Source organism: Methylacidimicrobium cyclopophantes (assembly GCF_902143385.2).
Lineage (GTDB): Bacteria > Verrucomicrobiota > Verrucomicrobiia > Methylacidiphilales > Methylacidiphilaceae > Methylacidimicrobium > Methylacidimicrobium cyclopophantes.
Genome location: NZ_CABFUZ020000102.1, coordinates 1 through 16573 on the forward strand (window position 1 = coordinate 1; position 16573 = coordinate 16573).

Sequence of the window (16573 nt, forward strand, 5' to 3'; positions counted from 1 at the left end):
CCCCGACTACGGCGGGGATGACTTCGCCCGCCTTTTCGACGTAGATCCAGTCCCCGATCTTGACTCCTTTACGCTGGATCTCGTCGAAGTTGTGGAGGGTGGCGCGGCTCACCGTGGTTCCGGCCAAAAAGACGGGCTCCATTTCGGCGACCGGCGTGATCACGCCCGTCCGGCCGACTTGGAAGACGACGCGCAAAAGGCGCGTCCGAGCCCGTTCCGCCCCGTACTTGTAGGCGATCGCCCAGCGCGGGGCCTTGGCCGTCGATCCCAGGAGCGGATAAAGCCGCCATTCGTTCACCTTCACGACGGCCCCGTCCGTTGCGTAAGGCAGCTCCTTCCGACGCTCGTCGAGCGCCGCGATCGCATCCGCTAAATCGTCCTTGGTCCGGCAGAGCCAGTGGAAGGAGGGGACGGGTAGACCCGCTAAAGATAAAGTACGAAGCCACTCGACTTGAGACGCACAGCTGAATCCCTGGAGCTCTCCAGCTCCATAAAAGATGACGGAAAGGGGCCGCTTCGCCACGATCCGAGGATCGAGCTGTTTCAAGGAGCCCGCGGTGGCATTCCTCGGGTTGGCGAAGAGCGGCTCCCCTCGGGCCTCCCGCTCCTTGTTGAGCTCTTCGAAGGCCTTCGTCGGCAGATACGCTTCCCCGCGCACCTCGAAGATTTCTGGAGGATGGGGGAGCGCCAAACGCAGTGGGAGAGCCCGAATCGTGCGGAGGTTTGCGGTGATGTCGTCTCCGGTCTCTCCGTCGCCGCGGGTCGCTCCTCGGACGAAGATGCCGTTTCGGTAGACGACGCTGATCGAAACTCCGTCGATCTTCGGCTCGACGACGTAACTCGGCCTTTCTTCCGGCAGGGCCCGCTGGACGCGATCGACGAAGGCGAAGAGCTCCTCCAGGGAGTAAGTATTGTCCAGGCTCTGCATCGGAACCCGGTGGACTACCGGAGAAAATCCAGGCAGCGGAGCTCCGCCGACTCGTTGCGTGGGGGAATCCGGGGTTACCAGATCCGGATAGAGTCGTTCGAGATTCCGGAGCTCGTCGTAGAGGGCATCATATTCGGCGTCGGAGATGAGCGGCTTGGCTTCGACGTAGTAGGCGTGGTCGTGCTTTCGAATCTCCTCGACCAAGAGACGATGCCGTCGGATTGCTTCCTCTTTGGTCATGGCCCGCAACGCCCCGATTTAGTCTTCGGGGATCTTCCTTTCCGCTCAATACCAAGGGCCCATTCCCATGGGTCCATACATCCCCATCGGTCCATACATTCCCATGGGACCGTACATCCCCATCGGTCCATACATTCCCATGGATCCCATGCCCGGTCCGACGCCGGCGGACGCGGTCCGGCCTTCCGACATTCTGTGCGGAGCATTCCAAATCCGCATCCAGGAGGTCCGCACCACCGGAAAAAGGGTGCTGCGCTCCGCGAGCTGTCCCGGTTGAGCGCCCTTGACGGTGCCGGCGATGGTGATCTCCGTCCCCGGGACGAAATCGGAATGATTGACGAAGCCAGGGATGATCGCATAGAAACAGCCGGTCGACGTCTCCTCATGCTTGGGCCGGTACGAGCCCCACGCTTTCGAGAGAGGCTTTTCGACGATTTGGATGCGGAAAACGCCTTCCGTGTTCTTGGCCTTTACGACCGTTCCGCCCAGAATCACGATGCGGCCGTCATAGGCCAGAGGGTTTGCCAAGAGCTCCGGAAACGTCGGTTGGTCCTTGGCCTGCTTCCGATACCAATCCGGAACCGACGCGGCCTCCGAGCCCACGAGGGATCCGGCCAGGCAAGCGATCAGGAGCCAAAAGCCGGCGAGAAGCCGGCGCCGAGGGAATCCGAGCTGATTGGAACGCACGATGGGTTCCAATCTATCCTCTTGGAGGGAGCTTTACAACCTTTGCCGGCCTGCTCCCCGTTCCTCCCCCAAGAGTCCTTCGGAGTCGGAAACTCCTCTGGGCCAAGAGCGAACCAGTCCGTGGACCCCTAGGCCGACAAGGCGGAGCGGTCGTTCCGTCCGCCATACGGCCCGGAAGAGCCGGGTGGCGAATTCGGCGATCTCCTTTGGGTCCGCTGTGGCGACGGGCAGCGTCACTTGGCGGGAGAGCGTGTCGAAATTTCCGTAGCGGAGCTTCACCACGATCGTCTTTGCCAAAAAGCGGTCCGCTCGGAGTTCGTCCGCGATTGCATGGCTGAACTCCTCCAAGACCTTTCGAAGGTCCGCGAGGTCGGCGACATCCCGGTCGAAGGTGGTTTCGCGGCTGATCGACTTTGGCTCCCATTCCGGCCGAATCGGTGTCGAGTCGATGCCATGTGCGGCTTCCCAAAGATAAACGCCCTGCTTACCGAACTCCCGAAGAAGCGCTTCTTGCGAGCGCGCAGCCAACTCTCCAATCGTCCGCACGCCGAGTCGGAGGAGACGGTCGTGGGTTTTCGGGCCCACACCGGGGAGCCTCTCCACCGGCAACGGGGCGAGAAATTCCTCCTCCTTCCCCGGAGGGATTACGATCGTTCCATGCGGCTTTACCGTCTCGCAGGCAACCTTCGCGACGAGCTTGTTGGAGGCGATGGCAACGGTACAGGAAAGTCCCAGTTCCCGGCTTACCTGATCTTGGACCTCTCGGGCGAGCCGTTCCGGATCGGCCCCTTCCTCCACCTCCGCGCAAGCTTCATCGATCGAAAGGGCTTCGACCTTGCCAAAGCGGGCGTGCAGCAGGCGGCGTACTTTCTCCGAGTAGGCCGAATAGAGATGGTGGCGAGCGGGAAGAACGACGGCTTGCGGGCAGAGCGAGAGAGCTCGTCGAAGCGGCATGCCGCTTCGAACTCCGAATTTCCGGGCGGGATAGGTTGCGGTGGAAACGACTCCCCGCCCGCCAGGATGGCCGACCGCGATGAGGACAGGCCTATCCCGAAGGGAAGGGCGACGCAAGAGCTCGACCGCTGCGAAGAAGGCATCCAAGTCGAGGAAAAGAACCTGTGCCATCGATGTTTTCTCGGCTCGCTTCCCTTCGGTCGTACCTTCGTCGACAGACTCGTGAGCCGCGGGCGATCCGTCTACGGCGACGGAGCGGGAGGAGTGCCGGAAGAAGGATGCTGGCGGGCGGGCTTGGGGGGAATCGAGTCCGGCTCCGGGCTGCTGGAAGGCGGGAGCGCTTCCGCAAGCGGTTTCACCGCTTCCGCGGATTCTTCCCAAAGGCGGAAGCCTCCAAGAAAGGCGAAGGCGTTATCCCCGAGCCGCACGTAAGGCGGGAGCGACTTGAGGAGCTTGCGGTTGCCACCGCCGACGACCAGATAATCGACTTGAAAGGCTTCCCGAAAGAGATGGACGACGCTCCGGACTTCTTGGCGCCATCGCTTCTTCCCCAGGCGCTTGAGCCCCGCATCGCCCAAGACCTCTTCGTACGTCAGCCCCTTCTTGTAGGGGAGATGAGCGGTTTCTAATGGATGGAGCAGGCCGTCAAGGATCAGGGCGGTTCCCAGTCCGGTCCCCAAACCGAGGAAGAGCATTCGCCCTCCCGCATAGCTCCCCCATGCTTGCATCGCAGCGTCGTTCACGACCTTGACGGGAATGGCGAAGGCTTCGCTGAAATCGAAGTCGAGCCAACCGGAGCCCAGGTTGCGGGGTTCCGCGGCCGGCTTTCCGCCGATCACCGGTCCGGGATATCCGATGGAAATCGCCTCGAAAGACCATCCAGTCGCTGCTTCGAGGAGCCGCTCGACCAGCTCCTGCGGAGTAAAGGCGGGCCCCGAGGGAAACTTCCGGGGTTGCCGCTGGCCGGTAGCGAGCAGCTTTACGTTGTGCCCGCCGATGTCGACCGCAAGGATCTTCATCTCAAGAGTTCAAAAAGAGCCTTCCCCGACCGCCGGCAAAGCGCAAGAGAAAATCCGCCGTCCGCTTGAGTCGATCTCTTTCGGAGGCCATTTCCTCCTCGCTCCCTGCCCGATCGGGAGGATGCGGGGATCGAGGTGGCGGGAACGAAGCGGCCGCAAAAAGAAATCGTCACAAACGATGGCAACCGGTGCGGGGGCCGGTTGACCGATTTCTGTGGGAGCGCTAGCTTGTAATAACAAGTGAGAGGCTCGATGCGGAGAGGGGGAGAGGCCGGATCGCTGTCGCTCGCCGACGGAGGGACTCACGATGGAAAGCTTGGGGATGTATCCTACCTGGTACGTGCCCTATATCGGATCGGGATGGGTAATGGGCATTACCGGAACCATTCACATATTGGCTTCTCACACCTCGATCGGGGCTTCCTTTCTGTTCGCCCTTCTCGAAACCAAGGCCTACCGGGAGAACAAGCCCTGGCTGCTCGACTACATCCGCCGCTACGGGGTCTTTCTGCTGGTCTTCTCCTATATCTGGGGATCGGTCACCGGTCCGGGAATCTGGTATTCGACCACGGTGGCCAGCCCGCGCGGCATTTCCGGCCTAATCCACAACTTCGTCTGGGTCTGGGCCACCGAGTGGGTCTTCTTTGTCACGGAGGTGATCGGGGTCTACGCCCTGGTCTACACGATCGGCAAGGTCGACCCGAAAACCCATCTGAAGCTTACCTGGCTCTTCGCCGTCGCCTCGCTGGAAACCCTACTGCTGATCATCGGGATCCTCTCCTTCATGATGTGGCCCGGAGGAGAGCGTTGGTATCGGACGGGCTCGGTGCTCGACGCATTCTACAACCTCAACATCTTTGCCCAGATGACGATGCGAGCCGCGTTCATGTGCGTGGCGGCCGCGATCGTCGGGAGCATCGTCGTCGCCGGCGTCCAAGACAGGGCGCAGCGGAGCGAGATCGCCCGTTTTATCGCGAAGATGGGGTTTTTCGGCCTCGTCGCCCTCGTGCCTCTTTTCTACTGGTATGTCCAGACCCTGCCTCCTACGGCGAAGATCATCCTTGCGGCCCGGCTTCCCGCCTACACGCCGCAATTGCTGATCGGAATGCTCTTGCTCATCGGCCTCTACCTCGCGTGGCTCGCCTGGAAGCCATCCTGGCTACCCGCTCCGGTTGCCTCCGTCATGACCGTGCTCCTCCTCCTCTTCGGGCTTTGGCCGGAAGAGCGGGCCCGGGAGAGCCTGCGCAAACCCTATGTGGCCGGCCAGTACATCTACGGCAACCAAGTGATCTCCCGGGATGTGCCGGGGAAGGGGATCAAGGCGGAGGTTCGTGCAATCCAAGAGTATGGCCTGCTCGCCCTCCACCCTTTCGTTCCTGCGGACCTCAAGGAGATCACTCCGCGGAATCGGCTCGAGGCGGGCCGGATGATAGCCGCGATTGCGTGTGCCAACTGCCACAGCCTCGAAAAGACCGGCTTGCTGCGTCCCCTCCCGGCCAAGTTCGGAGGGACGACCGATCCGCGCGTAGTTCGGGCGTTTCTTGACGGACCGCTCTATACCGGAGCCATCCCCTACATGCCGGACATTCCGCTATCCGAAAAGGAGAGGGAAGCGCTCGCGTACTTCATCGCTCACGCCTCCGAAAGGCCCGCTTCCCTTTCCGCCGTCGAGGCCAAACCCACAGGATCGCAGTAGCTTCCAGCCAAGGAGACAGAAGACCATGCATACTTCCTCTCATGCCGATCTCGCGTCGATGCTCAACGTTCTGCGCGATCCCGCGGGGATTCCGGCCCCCCCGGCCATTTTCCAGTGGCTCATGGTCTTGACCTGGGCTATGCATATCCTTTTCGTCAACTTGGTCTTGGGAGGCGCGACCCTGGCAATCGCCTCCTTTTACCGGCGGGCGGATCCCTTGTGGGGCAGGCTCTCCAGAGCGATGACGCAAGTGACGAAGATCGCCCTTTCCTTGGCGATCGTCCTCGGGGTCGCTCCGCTGCTCTTCACGCAGGTGATCTACGACCCGATGTGGTATGCCTCCAACGTCCTCTCGGCCGCGTGGGTCATGGGATTTATCTATGCCCTCGGGCTGGGCTACACTTGCTGGTTCATCTTTTCGTTTCGCAACAAGGAGGGAGCATCCTCGGGCGAGCTGGTCTGGGCGGTGGCGGCCGTCCTCCTCTTTGCCTTGAACGGATTCGTGATGCACGTCCTCTCCGTCCAGTCGATCCTTCCCGCCAAGTGGCTCGAATGGTACGCGCCACAGGGCGTGCCCGACATGTCCGGCCTGAAGGTCCACGCCTTCTCCTTTCCGCGCTTTGCCTTCTTTTTTGCCGCTGCCGTGGCCGGAACCGGGATCTTTCTTCTGGCGTACGCCGACTACTTTCGGACGCGCAACGACTTCCCGCCATCCTATCGGGAGCTCTGCCGGAGAATTGGCTGGCAGTGGGCGCGCTGGGGCTTTCTGGGGCAGGCCGTCTTCGCCCTGGTCTGGTTTGCGGGGATCGAGAAGGCGGGAGCCCACCCCTTTCTCTGGGTCGTGGTGATCACGCTGCTGGGAAGCCTCGCGTTCCTTTGGCGAAGAAGCGCACCGGCGGCTGCCGGGAAGGGGTATCTCTTCCAGGGTCTTTTCGTCGTCTATACGCTGATCGTCGGGATCGCTCGGGAGGAGATCCGTTTGGGTGCCCTCCTCCCCCTCGGGTATGATCCGATGACCTACAAGGTCAACCTCGATCTCGCCTCGACCCTCTTGTTCTTCACGACATTTCTCGGCGTCGGAGGGCTTGCTCTCGGCTTCCTTCTCGCGATGCTCTGGCAGGCGGGAAGGGTAGAGGGATCGTATGTGGCCGGCAAGACCGTGGCCCGCCTCTCGAACGCCGCATTGGCGATCGTCTTGATCTGGATCTCGATCTTCTTCGCTGTCGGAATCAGCGTCTGGATCCGCAATTTCCGTTGAGCGGCCGGAGGGAAGGCGAGCCGCTTCCGTCAGAGGTTCAGCGATGGAAGGAGAAGCGGATCCAAAGAACTCCGCCCGACCGGGATTCCTTCATCCAATTGGAAAGACCCGGCTTCGGGAGGAAAGCTCGCGTTTCTTGCAGACAGCGAACAGGCTCGAAAAGCGCTTTCGCTTCTCTACTTGCGCTGCTCCTTGCGCAAGAGAGCCTTGCGGGCGCGCTCCAGGGCTTCCCGCTCCGACTTGGTGAGGCTGCCAATCCCCTTTCGGGAGATCTTGTCGAGAATCGCATCGATCGACTCACTCGGGGCGCTCGTGCTCTGCGGCCGAGGCGGAGTTCCGGAAGAGGCGGAGGATCGACTCCGCTTTCTCCAGCCCCATCCTCCCCAAGAGCGAATCCAGGAGACATTCGGCATCCGAACGGAAAGATAGGCGATGCCCGAGGCGACGCTCAGCATGAGCAGGGGAGTCCATGCGTGGGCGGAGATATCGATCAGGACGTAGAGGGCCAGCAGGGCGATGGCATACCACTTGGCCGTGATGCCGAAGATCAGCTCGGCGGCCGGCGAAATGGCTGCAAAGGCGACGAAGATCGCCATGTGCGCTTCGTCGGGGCCGTAGAAGGTTCCGCCGCTTCGGTCGATCAGGCTGAAGAGGACGGCACAGAGGGCCGGAGCCAGGATGAGGGAGAGGTAGAGGAAGAAATACTTCTTCCGGCCGAGGGCAAACTCCACCTCCCGTCCGAACCAGAAAAACATCAGCATCCAGAGCGCGAACCAGAGCGAAGGGGAGTGGATCCACGCATAGGTGAAGATCTGCCAGACCTTCCCTTGGGAGAGTACCGCCTGAGGGCTTAGCGACAACTCCTGGAACCAAGCCAGCCGGTAGGTTGCGACGGACAATACGCCGACGACGAACGACAGGCAGTGAAACGCAATGAAGATATCGGTCAGGTAAACCGGACGATTCTGTAAGCGAAAAACCGGTTCTCCCCGGCCGTCTCCGGGCCAGTATCCCATAGCTTAAATGTGCCGAATCTCGAGCGGGTCGTAAATTCCGATTTCTAAAGAAAAACAGCCTCCACCGATTTTGCTCAAGTTTAAAAACCATTTCGGCCCTTTTTCCCAAAAAGTTTGGACCGACGGTGCCTCCCCGGGACCTTGATGCCAGCCACCGCCGGAGCCTTGGAAGGAGAAAATACCGCGAAGCAGGAAAACGAAGTTCGAGGATGGCCGTCACCTCGAGCCGACGGCAGGAGAGAGCGAGTGGGAAGCGCCGGTTAAGGCCGAACCAGGACGAACGTTTGTGCCCCGCCGCGGCGGATATAGAAAAGGACCGGCTCTTTCCCATGCTCCGCTGCGGCGATCCGGAGGAGCTCACGGGTATTGCGCACCTTCTCCGAAGGCTTTCCGACCTTACGGATTTCCTCGATCACATCGCCGGGTTGCAGGAGGTCGATCGAGGGTGATCCCTCTTCCACATCGACCACATACACCCCGGATGCCCGGCTCTGAAGACCCAGCTGCGCCCGCAATCCGTCATCGAGATCGACGATTTGCAGGCCGGCGAAAGCGTTGCCGAGTTCCCCGGTGCGGACGACTTGCCACCGCGAGTTCTCCTCGGTGCGGCTCCCTTGTTCCGGCTGCTCGGAAATTTGCGCCTGCACCGTCAGGGATCGTCCGTCTCGGTAGAAGATGATGGGAATTTCGGTAGAAGCAGACGTCTCGGAAACGTAGAGCCGCAGCTCCGCCGGGTCGCGCACGTTCATCCCATGGTATCGGACGATCACGTCTCCCCGCCGGATCCCCGCCTTCGCCGCCGGGGAATTCGGCTCTACGCGCGTCACGAGCGCCCCGGAGGTGTCCGGCAGGTTGAATGCCTGTTGCATATCTTCGTCGACCTCTTGCGCTTCCACGCCGAGAAAGCCGCGGACGACTTTCCCTCGGGCAACGAGGCTCTCGTAGGCGAAGCGAGCCAGCTTGCTCGGGATCGCAAAGCCGATACCGTTGGATCCCCCGCTGCGCGAATAAATCGCCGTGTTGATGCCAACCAGCAGCCCCTCTACGTTGATGAGGGCCCCGCCGGAATTGCCCGGGTTGATGGCGGCGTCCGTCTGGATGTAGTTCTCGAAGCCCGAAGAGGAAAGATTCGGGTTGCGACCCTTGGCGCTCACGATTCCGCGGCTGACCGATCCGCTGAGGCCGAACGGGTTGCCGACGGCGAAGACCTGCTCGCCTACCTCCAATCGGTCGGAATCCCCCCAGAGGGCGGGCACGAGGCCCTTGGCTTCCACTTTGAGGACGGCGATATCGGCCGGCTCGTCCAGTCCGATCAGTTTCGCCTGATAGCGCCGGCCGTCGAAGAGTTGCACGCGAATTTCCCGAGCGTTTTTGACCAAGTGCGCATTGGTCAAAATATGCCCTTGCGGGCTGAGAATGACACCGGAGCCGAGGGATGTCTCTTCGTCGATGGGTGCGCGGCGGGCGTTGCGGGTGCCCGACTCTGCGGAAGGCACCGCTTCCCCGGAGTCGGCGCTCACGGGGCGTGCGGTGAAGATGTTGACCACGCTCGGAAGGATCCGCGAGAGAACATCGACATACTCGCGGTTGATCTCTTGCAGCAACCCGCCGGCGGTAGCGGTCGCGTGCGACTCCGGGCCGTGCGGTACGGGGATCGCACGCGGAATCAGAGGTTCCGAGGTTGTTGTCGGTGGAGGCACGGGCTTGGGAGACGGCAGGAGGAACTCACGGATTCCCAGTCCCAGGGCGGCTCCCAAGAGTGCAACCAGGATGAGGAGTCCTCCCCGTTTCCAGGGCCCCTTGATCAACGGCGTATGCCCTTCCATAAGGCGCAACATGCCCACAATCATCTCCCCCAGGGATAGCCGGCCATCCGGCTCATCGCGTGGCCGACAACCCCTACTTGCGAAACGAAGTCCTTTTCGAGATTCGGAGAAAGCGACTTTCGCTTCGAACCCTCTTACCGAGGAGCAACCTAGGCAACGCGCATATTGTCAAGCGTCTTGTTATGACTTTCTCTCCGTTTTCTCTTCTTCGATTCGATCTATGGCACCATACCCGCTTGAGGGAGCGGCGCAAGGGGCTCTCGAGGCAACCGCCGAAGGCGATTCTCCACGATCCTCCCCGCGCACGGGGGAGAGGCCGCCGTCCGCCGCTTGCGCGTAGGTGCGGAAATGGATCTTTGCCAGAGCATGGAGTCGTTCGGCTCCGTGGCGGCGGACGATCTCTCGAGCCGCTTCCCGGACAGGCGAGGAGGCCCCCTTCGGAAGCCGCATGCCGGCTTCCTTCCCGAGAAGGGCGAGCCGGCGAAGGAACTCGCCGCGGGCCAGAAGAGACGCGGCGGCCACCGCGATATCGGATTCGGCCCGCGGCTTCTGTTCCACGGGAAGAGAAAGGCCCTGCTGCTCGAGCGCTCGCTCGAGCACGGGAGCTTTGGCAAATTGATCGACCAGCGCTCGGGGGCAGGAGGGGACCTTCCGCAGCAGCTCGCAAAGGGCGGTGGCATGCGCCCAGGCGAGCAGGCGGTTGAGATTGCCGAAACGACGGTAGAGCTCGTTGTATTTGGCTGGTCCGAGGACAACCAGAGAGCACCGGCCGCGAACCGCTTTCCGAATCTCCTCGCTCAGATGAATGGCGCGCGCGTCGCTCTTCACTTCCTTGCTGTCCCGCACTCCCAGACGGCGAAGCGCGCGGGCGATTTCCGGGTCGACGTAAGCCGCCGCTACGACCAGCGGGCCGAAGAAGTCGCCCTTTCCGCATTCGTCCGAACCTGCGTGGGGAAGACTCTCTTCGGGTTCCAAGGCCTCTTCGTATCCGATCCGCGCCTCCCGGAGGATCTCCGGTTCTAAAAACATTTCTACGAAGTCCGCGGCACCGCTCCCTTGGACGACGACCTTTCCGCTCCGGTAGGCTCGAACGATCACGGAGCGTCCGCGCCCTTCGAAGAAGCCATGCTCGAGGGGCTTCATTTCGAAGCCCTTCGCCCGCAGGCGCTCCCGAAGCTCCTCGATTTGGGAGCAATGGAAGGAAAAGGAGAACGTGGAGGGTCGGAAAGAAGGGGGGACGTCGTGGGGAAAGACCGATCCGCCGGAAGGGTCGCCCGGTGCGAAAAAGTCCTTGGAGTGGAGAGCGGTCGGCGTCAGAAGAGAAGACACGGAGAGAGCCTACCGGATCCCGATGAGGATCGAGAGCAAATTTCGTCATGAATTCCCCCGGCGCCTGGTCGCCTGGTATCACGACCATGCCGCCGATCTCCCCTGGCGGCGCTCCCCCGATCCCTATTCGGTTCTCGTGTCCGAGTTCATGTTGCAGCAGACGCGCGTAGCGACGGTCGTTGCCCACTATCGGCGCTGGATGGAGCGCTTTCCGGATTTCTTCGCCTTGGCCGCGGCTTCGGAGGAGGAAGTTCTCCGCCTCTGGGAAGGGCTCGGCTACTATGCCCGGGCGCGCAACCTCCACCGGGTCGCCCGGCTGCTGGTGGCGGAACGTCGCGGGCGGCTGCCGAGCCGGCCGAAGGAGCTTGCGCTTCTTCCCGGGATCGGGCGCTATACCGCGGGAGCGGTCGCCAGCCTCGCCTTCGGGAAGAGAGTGCCTCTGGTCGACGCGAATGTCCGTCGGCTCTTCCTCCGGCTCTTTTCCTTGTCGGAAGAGGCCGGCGGGAATCGTCTCTGGGAAGTTGCCGAATCCCTTCTGCCCGCCTCCCGGGATTGCGCGGCCTACAATTCCGCCTTGATGGAGATGGGGAGGACCATCTGCAGGCCGCAAAAGGCCGATTGCCCGCTCTGCCCTGTGGCCGATCTCTGTCGGAGCCGTGGTCGGCGCTCTTCTCCAGTGCGCAAGAGCTCCTCCACCCGCTGCGAAGAGTCCGCCGCCCTCCTCGTCCGCGAGGGCCGGATATGGTTGGAGCCTTCCGGAAGGGAACGCTACCGCGGATTTTGGCGGCTGCCCGAGCTCGATTCCGCCCGCATGAAGAGCCTTGGGGAAGCCTGTCGGCTCGTCTATTCGATTACCCGGTACCGGGTGAGCCTGACGGTCTTTTGGGCCGATTGGCAAGACGAAGCGAGCGGGCAGGGACGATGGTTCGGCCGAGAGGAGCTGCCGAGCCTGCCGCTGCCGACCCCGCATCGGCGCGCGTTGGATCGGGTCCTGCCCCACGCTCCCTCCGAGCCTGGAGAAGCGTTTGCTCTTCCGCTGGTCCTGCGATAGGCTCACAAACATGATGTTGCCTATACAGGACCTACGCGTTCGCTCCGTCGAGCGCTTGGTCTCCCCGCGCGCTCTCAAGGAAAGTCTCCCTTTGACCGAGGCCGCGAACCAGACCGTCTACGCGAGCCGCCTCGCCATTCAGCGAATTTTGTCGGGGGAAGATAAGCGATTTTTGATAATTGTCGGCCCCTGCTCGATTCATGATCCGGTGGCCGCCCTGGACTACGCCCGATCTCTCCAGGCCTTGCAGGAGGAGCTCAAGGGGGAGCTCTTCCTGGTGATGAGAACCTATTTCGAAAAACCGAGAACGACGGTCGGTTGGAAAGGGCTCATCAACGATCCCTTCCTGGACGGCTCGTGCAACATCCAGGAAGGATTGCGGCTCGCCAGGAAACTTCTCCTGGAGATCAACGAGATGGGGCTTCCCGCCGCCAGCGAGTTCCTCGATTCGATCACCCCGCAATACCTTGCCGATCTGATCAGCTGGGCGGCCATCGGGGCCCGCACCACAGAATCCCAGCTCCACCGGGAGATGGCGAGCGGACTCTCGATGCCGGTCGGTTTCAAGAACGGGACCGACGGCTCGCTCCAAATCGCCGTCGACGCTCTGGGAGCGGCGCTCCAACCCCACAGCTTCGTGGGAATCGACCAGGAAGGCTTCACGAGCGTGATTCGGACCTCCGGGAACCCTTGGGGCCATCTGGTTCTGCGCGGCGGGCACAAGCGCAGCAACTACGACCCGGAGAGCATTCAGGAAGCGTGCATTCGCCTCCTCAAAGGGGGACTGCCCCAACGAGTCATCGTCGATTGCAGCCATGCGAACTCGGCCAAACGGCCTTCGGTGCAGGAGACCGTTCTGGGGAGCATCCTTGAGCAGCGGGTCCGGGGAACCGAGGCGATCATCGGGGCGATGCTCGAAAGCTACCTCTTCGAAGGGAGCCAGAAGATTCCCGAGGATCTCACCGAACTTCGCTACGGGATCTCCGTGACGGATCCCTGCCTCGATTGGGATACGACCGAAAAACTCCTGCGCCAGAGCAGTCGGCGAATTCGGGAAACGTTTTCGACCGGTTGCTGAACCGAGCGGAAAACGGCCCGCCTTTTGATCCTGCAAATTGATCCTGCAAAAATGGCATTGCCAAAAAATGACCCTGGTGACGTGGCTTCCCTTCCGTAAGCGCTTTCTTCTCCTTTTTGCCTTCGCTTTTCCCTTGGTCCTCCCAAGTGTCCCCGCGGCAAAGGCAGCCGCCGGGATGGCTGCGGGAGAGCCCGGAATCACTTCCGCCGTCTTGCTGCGGTTGGAGCGGGCCGCACGCCGTGGGGACCCGGATGCGCAATACCGGCTCGCCGCCGCCTATCTGGAAGGACAGGGAGTGGAACCGGATGCGAAAAAAGCGGTCGAATGGTACACGAAGGCCGCTCGGAATGGATCAGCACCCGCCCAGGCGGCTCTCGGCTTGCTTTATACCGTCGGGCAAGGCGTTCCCCGGGATTTTTCCCGGGCTTTCGACTGGAGCCGTCGGGCGGCGGAGCAGGGCGATCCCTTGGGAGAGTGGAGTCTCGGTGTCCTTTATGCCCACGGTCTGGGCGTCGAACAGAGTTATGGCGAGGCGCTTCATTGGTATCGGAAGGCTGCGGCGGCGGGTCAGCCCGAGGCGCAACATAGCCTTGGACGGATGTATGCCAAGGGGCGGGGAGTCGAAGCCGATCCGGCCGTGGCCGCTTCCTGGTATCGGAAGGCCGCGGAGCAGGGCTACGCTCCCTCGCAATTCCAGCTTGGGGTCGCCTATGTCCAAGGCCTCGGGGTACCCCAGGATTTTGCCCAGGCGGCCCACTGGCTCGAGAAAGCTGCGACGGCGGGCGATCCATTCGCCCAGTCGGATCTCGCCGTGCTCTACGCCGAAGGGAAGGGAGTTTCCCAGGATGCGGAGCGAGCCGCCTCCTGGTGGCAAAAGGCGGCCGAACAGGGGGAGCTCAAGGCGCAAGACAACCTCGGGAGCGCCTACGAGAACGGAAGGGGCGTGCCGCAGGATCTGAAAAAGGCTGCGGACTGGTATCGGAAGGCGGCGGCCCATGGCTACCCCGGGGCGGCTCGCCATTTGGCACGCCTGTATGAGGAAGGGAAGGGAGTTTCGCGCGACCCCGAGGAAGCTCTCCTCTGGTATCGGAAAGCGGCGGAACTGGGAGATGTCGCTGCGGAACGGGAGCTCGGGCGGCTCTATCAGTCCGGAGAGGGCGTCAAGGCGAACCGAGAGGAGGCCGAAGCCTGGCTCGAGAAGGCGGCGGAGCAGGGGGATCGGGAGGCCAAGGAAGAGCTCCTCCTCTTGGAAAAAGCGGCCAAACCCCCCGCTCGTTGAAGAGATGTTCCGTCCGTCTTCGGCGCACAGGCTTTCCCTTGACAGCCGGGTCGAACGATGGCAGGGATGGGGATCTTAGCCGGGGTCTTAGCTCAGTTGGTAGAGCGCCTCAATGGCATTGAGGAGGTCAGGGGTTCGAATCCCCTAGGCTCCACGAAGCGAGGTTTCGGAAGGATCGCAAGCTCATATTTCTGCCCGTGGAGGGAAAGGAGATGGTTCGCTTTTCCGGCAACCGCCGCTCGTTTCGGATCGGCAAGCGGAGGGGAAAACCGAAGATAGCGGCATCGATCGTTGCCTTCTGGTTGCTCTGCTTGGCACCCGCGTGGGCTTCGAAAGCCTACTGGTACGACATACGGGTGAACCATGCGCAGAACCGGGGTCCGGTCGTCAGAATCACGGGGCCCGAATTCGACGATTCTCCAGGGCTGCCCATCTACCTACGCGGTACCCCGGCCCGCTACCGGATTCTCGGGGCTCTCTACATCGACGAAACGAGGCTCATTTCCTCGACCTGGCGCCCCTTGGAAAGGGTCTGCGCGGCCCACGGCGGGAAAGGGCTGATTCGCTTCACTCCGGCGGAAAAAAAGGCCCATTCTCCGGTCCCGGGAGATCTCGCCGACCAACTCTGGGTCTGGTGCTACCGCTAACTGTTTCCCGACGATTGTTTCGAAGCAAGAGGAGCGGGAAAGCCGAGTTCACCCGGGAACCCGAGCCGGATAGGGCGGTGCGTCGGCCCGGACGGCGGAGAACGAACGGGAAAGGAATCGAGTTTCGTTGTTTTCCGCGGAGCGCAACGGTTTTCCCAAGAGAGAAAGCGGAGCTCTCCTCTCCACATTTCCTTTGCGGAAAGGCTTCCGTTAAGGATCGGATCGAGAGTCAGGGAATTCCGCAGACCGAGGTCGACTGGATTCTCGGCAAGCTCTCCGCTTCCGAGCAGCAAATGCCGCTTACCCGGGATGCCGGCCTGCTTCTGCGGGCGGCGCTCCCCCGGGGCTGTTGGCTGCGGGAGACGGAGATCCGTCCGCAGCTTTCGGATCTGCTCCGCCGCGTCGATCGCAGGGAGAGAAGCTCTCCCTTTCCCACTGGCCCTTGCGCAACGGTCTCCTGCACCCTATTTCGAAGGCGATCCCCGCTGCGCGGATTGCGTCCTATGGATCCCGGAGGAGGCTAGGGATTGCCCACGCAAAAGGCTGCGAGCGCCTTCCGATAGGCGTGGAGGGTCTCGTCACGGAAGCAGACCAGATAGACCTTTTCCGGCAGCGGATTGTCGCCGAGAAAGGTGCCGATCTCCTTCACGGCGATCCGAGCCGCCCGGTCTGTGGGAAAACGATAGGCTCCCGTACTGATCGCCGGAAAGGCGACGGAGCGGGCAGGAAGTGCCGCGGCCAAGCGAAGGGCTTCCCGGTAGCAGTTTGCAAGAAGATCGTCCTCGCCGTGGTTGCCTCCTCGCCAAAAAGGCCCCACCGTATGGATCACCCATTTGGCTGGAAGGCGGTAGCCCTTGGTTGCCTTTGCCTCTCCCACGGAGCAGCCCCCGAGAGAGCGGCATTCCTCTAGAAGAGCGGGACCTGCAGCCCGGTGGATCGCCCCATCGACGCCTCCTCCGCCCAGGAGGCTCGAGTTGGCGGCATTGACCGGAAAACGCCGCGCAAGCCCCTGGCTTTAGCCATGGGGTAAGCGGCGATGGTTGCAATAGGCAGTGATGTTTCTGTATAAAGAGTTGGGGATGCGGTATCGGAGCAACAGGAATGCGGTGTTTTCCTGCAAATACCACGTTGTCTGGTGCCCAAAGTATCGCCGCAAGGTGCTGGTGGATCCGATCGACCGGCGACTCAAGGAGATCGTCCGGGGAGTGGTCGCCGAGAAGAAGGCGGAATTGATCGAGATTGAGGTCATGCCGGATCACGTCCACCTGCTCGTCGGTTGCGATCCACAGTTTGGGATCCATCAGCTTGTGCGGCTGGCAAAGGGACGCACCTCATTCTCTCCGCGCAGTGAATTTCCAGCGCCCGCGGCGCGGACTACTGGCTTTGTGGACGAATAGCTATTTTGTCGCAACCGTTGGGGGCGCTCCGCTCGCCACGGTCAAGCAATACATCGAAAACCGGAAATGGATCGGATGAGGAGCAAGACGCCGTCGTTCATCGCCGAGTTTCCGCTGCGGACCACCGCCGCGGATGAGGCGGCCTTGTCGAAGCGGCTCGATGCCGCG

Annotated in this window: 14 protein-coding genes, 1 tRNA gene and 2 pseudogenes; 9 read left to right on the top strand and 8 right to left on the bottom strand. The window is 62.0% G+C overall.

Going from position 1 to position 16573, the window contains the following annotated elements; all coding sequences use genetic code 11:
- From ligA to FN369_RS04215, 4 genes are all read right to left on the bottom strand, one after another.
- On the bottom strand, window positions 1-1168 hold a 1168-nt coding region (ligA, locus tag FN369_RS04200), incomplete at its 3' end, for an NAD-dependent DNA ligase LigA (RefSeq protein ID WP_142524953.1).
- 45 nt (window positions 1169-1213) lie between these two features.
- Window positions 1214-1855, bottom strand: a complete 642-nt coding sequence (locus tag FN369_RS04205) for a Slp family lipoprotein (protein ID WP_178087665.1) — start codon at window positions 1853-1855, stop codon at window positions 1214-1216.
- A 33-nt stretch (window positions 1856-1888) separates the two neighbouring features.
- Complete coding sequence (dinB, locus tag FN369_RS04210) at window positions 1889-2980, bottom strand: DNA polymerase IV (protein WP_142524955.1); 1092 nt, start codon at window positions 2978-2980, stop codon at window positions 1889-1891.
- Window positions 2981-3051: 71 nt separating this feature from the next.
- Complete coding sequence (locus FN369_RS04215; protein WP_142524956.1) at window positions 3052-3828, bottom strand: ROK family protein; 777 nt, start codon at window positions 3826-3828, stop codon at window positions 3052-3054.
- A gap of 307 nt (window positions 3829-4135) precedes the next feature.
- Here FN369_RS04215 and FN369_RS04220 point away from each other — a divergent pair, with 307 nt between their 5' ends.
- Both FN369_RS04220 and FN369_RS04225 read left to right on the top strand, forming a co-directional pair.
- Entirely contained in the window at window positions 4136-5524 is a 1389-nt protein-coding gene (locus tag FN369_RS04220) for a cytochrome ubiquinol oxidase subunit I (protein ID WP_142524957.1), read from the top strand.
- Window positions 5525-5549: 25 nt separating this feature from the next.
- Window positions 5550-6782 carry a hypothetical protein gene (locus FN369_RS04225; protein ID WP_142524958.1) on the top strand — a complete coding sequence of 411 codons (1233 nt, stop codon included), beginning with the start codon at window positions 5550-5552 and terminating at the stop codon, window positions 6780-6782.
- Between the two features lie 176 nt (window positions 6783-6958).
- Here FN369_RS04225 and FN369_RS04230 read toward each other — a convergent pair whose 3' ends face one another.
- The 3 genes from FN369_RS04230 to rnhC all read right to left on the bottom strand — a co-directional run bounded on the left by FN369_RS04230 (window position 6959) and on the right by rnhC (window position 10953).
- Window positions 6959-7798 carry a rhomboid family intramembrane serine protease gene (locus FN369_RS04230; protein ID WP_142524959.1) on the bottom strand — a complete coding sequence of 280 codons (840 nt, stop codon included), beginning with the start codon at window positions 7796-7798 and terminating at the stop codon, window positions 6959-6961.
- 260 nt (window positions 7799-8058) lie between these two features.
- On the bottom strand, window positions 8059-9648 hold the full coding sequence (locus FN369_RS04235; protein WP_246189537.1) for a trypsin-like peptidase domain-containing protein: 1590 nt from the start codon (window positions 9646-9648) through the stop codon (window positions 8059-8061).
- 156 nt (window positions 9649-9804) lie between these two features.
- Window positions 9805-10953 (bottom strand): ribonuclease HIII, encoded by a 1149-nt coding sequence (gene rnhC / locus FN369_RS04240; protein WP_142524960.1) that lies wholly within the window; start codon window positions 10951-10953, stop codon window positions 9805-9807.
- Between the two features lie 22 nt (window positions 10954-10975).
- On the opposite strand from rnhC, the gene FN369_RS04245 reads away from it, so the two are divergent.
- From FN369_RS04245 to FN369_RS11085, 6 genes are all read left to right on the top strand, one after another.
- A complete protein-coding gene (locus FN369_RS04245) occupies window positions 10976-12004 on the top strand; it encodes an A/G-specific adenine glycosylase (protein WP_142524961.1) in 1029 nt (342 codons plus the stop codon).
- A gap of 13 nt (window positions 12005-12017) precedes the next feature.
- A complete protein-coding gene (locus FN369_RS04250) occupies window positions 12018-13082 on the top strand; it encodes a 3-deoxy-7-phosphoheptulonate synthase (protein ID WP_142524966.1) in 1065 nt (354 codons plus the stop codon).
- A gap of 67 nt (window positions 13083-13149) precedes the next feature.
- Window positions 13150-14361 (top strand): SEL1-like repeat protein, encoded by a 1212-nt coding sequence (locus FN369_RS04255; protein WP_142524962.1) that lies wholly within the window; start codon window positions 13150-13152, stop codon window positions 14359-14361.
- A gap of 81 nt (window positions 14362-14442) precedes the next feature.
- Window positions 14443-14515, top strand: a tRNA-Ala gene (locus FN369_RS04260).
- A gap of 58 nt (window positions 14516-14573) precedes the next feature.
- A complete protein-coding gene (locus tag FN369_RS11080; RefSeq protein WP_246189539.1) occupies window positions 14574-15008 on the top strand; it encodes a hypothetical protein in 435 nt (144 codons plus the stop codon).
- A 77-nt stretch (window positions 15009-15085) separates the two neighbouring features.
- Window positions 15086-15532, top strand: coding sequence for a ubiquitin family protein (locus tag FN369_RS11085; protein ID WP_178087666.1), 447 nt, complete (start codon window positions 15086-15088; stop codon window positions 15530-15532).
- Here the strand turns inward: FN369_RS11085 and FN369_RS04270 are convergent.
- Window positions 15529-15996: pseudogene (locus tag FN369_RS04270) on the bottom strand (O-acetyl-ADP-ribose deacetylase); the annotation flags it as partial. The gene FN369_RS11085 and the pseudogene FN369_RS04270 sit on opposite strands and share 4 nt — an antisense overlap.
- Before the next feature lie 91 nt (window positions 15997-16087).
- Here FN369_RS04270 and tnpA point away from each other — a divergent pair.
- Window positions 16088-16484: pseudogene (tnpA, locus tag FN369_RS04275) on the top strand (IS200/IS605 family transposase).
- The last annotated feature ends 89 nt before the right edge of the window (window positions 16485-16573 follow it).

Bases quoted from the DNA above. Each gene is read 5' to 3' on its own strand.
- dinB (WP_142524955.1), bottom strand. From the start codon at position 2,980: ATGGCACAGGTTCTTTTCCTCGACTTGGATGCCTTCTTCGCAGCGGTC.
- FN369_RS04215 (WP_142524956.1), bottom strand. From the start codon at position 3,828: ATGAAGATCCTTGCGGTCGACATCGGCGGGCACAACGTAAAGCTGCTC.
- FN369_RS04220 (WP_142524957.1), top strand. From the start codon at position 4,136: ATGGAAAGCTTGGGGATGTATCCTACCTGGTACGTGCCCTATATCGGA.
- FN369_RS04225 (WP_142524958.1), top strand. From the start codon at position 5,550: ATGCATACTTCCTCTCATGCCGATCTCGCGTCGATGCTCAACGTTCTG.
- FN369_RS04230 (WP_142524959.1), bottom strand. From the start codon at position 7,798: ATGGGATACTGGCCCGGAGACGGCCGGGGAGAACCGGTTTTTCGCTTA.
- FN369_RS04235 (WP_246189537.1), bottom strand. From the start codon at position 9,648: ATGATTGTGGGCATGTTGCGCCTTATGGAAGGGCATACGCCGTTGATC.
- FN369_RS04245 (WP_142524961.1), top strand. From the start codon at position 10,976: ATGAGGATCGAGAGCAAATTTCGTCATGAATTCCCCCGGCGCCTGGTC.
- FN369_RS04250 (WP_142524966.1), top strand. From the start codon at position 12,018: ATGTTGCCTATACAGGACCTACGCGTTCGCTCCGTCGAGCGCTTGGTC.
- FN369_RS04255 (WP_142524962.1), top strand. From the start codon at position 13,150: ATGACCCTGGTGACGTGGCTTCCCTTCCGTAAGCGCTTTCTTCTCCTT.
- FN369_RS11080 (WP_246189539.1), top strand. From the start codon at position 14,574: ATGGTTCGCTTTTCCGGCAACCGCCGCTCGTTTCGGATCGGCAAGCGG.